This is a genomic window from Desulfofundulus thermobenzoicus (assembly GCF_009428905.1).
Taxonomy (GTDB): Bacteria; Bacillota; Desulfotomaculia; order Desulfotomaculales; family Desulfovirgulaceae; genus Desulfofundulus_A; species Desulfofundulus_A thermobenzoicus.
In genome coordinates, this window is the sequence record NZ_WHYR01000284.1 from 1 (window position 1) to 284 (window position 284).

Here is a 284-nt window from a genome sequence, read left to right on the forward strand (position 1 = left end):
GCTAACCGCAAGGAGGCAGCCGTCGAAGGTGGGGTTGGTGATTGGGGTGAAGTCGTAACAAGGTAGCCGTATCGGAAGGTGCGGCTGGATCACCTCCTTTCTAAGGAGCGAAGCTTTCTGGAAGGAAGCCATCTTAACCTGCTGTTCGGTTTTGAAGGACCAACTGTTCCTTGAAAACTTCACAGTGGGAGAAAGTTCGTCGAGGTCAAGATACGAAGGGCATACGGTGGATGCCTTGGCGCTTTGGGCCGATGAAGGACGTGGTAAGCTGCGAAAAGCCACGG

Annotated in this window: 2 rRNA genes; both read left to right on the plus strand. The window is 53.9% G+C overall.

Features of this window, described 5'->3' with window-relative positions:
- A 16S ribosomal RNA gene (locus GFC01_RS18650) occupies positions 1–100 on the plus strand; the annotation flags it as partial.
- 103 nt (positions 101–203) lie between these two features.
- Positions 204–284, plus strand: a 23S ribosomal RNA gene (locus GFC01_RS18655); the annotation flags it as partial.